At 45.5% G+C, this 231-nt stretch carries 1 protein-coding gene; it reads left to right on the forward strand.

Annotated elements, in window-relative coordinates; genetic code table 11:
* The coding region (locus IC174_RS20970; protein WP_255625546.1) for a glycine-rich protein at positions 1–231 on the forward strand (231 nt) is incomplete at both ends.

The following is a 231-nucleotide window of genomic DNA, read 5'->3' on the forward strand; positions in this document are numbered from 1 at the left end:
TGGATATAGCGCAAATTCTACACATCGCCCTGGTGGTACACAATACCAAGGTGGTATCGGTCGTGTAAGTACAGAAAATGGAAGTTTTGGAAAAGGTTGTTCCGTTATAACAGGAGATGGAAGCGGAAATGGAAGCGGAGGTGGAGGTGGCTGGTTTGGTGGCTCTGCTATAATAGGAGTTGGTGGAGCAGGAGGTGGAAGTGGTTATGTGTTAACTAAAGATAGCTATAA

Origin of the sequence: Clostridioides sp. ES-S-0001-03 (assembly GCF_020676075.1) — a bacterium.
GTDB lineage: Bacteria > Bacillota > Clostridia > Peptostreptococcales > Peptostreptococcaceae > Clostridioides.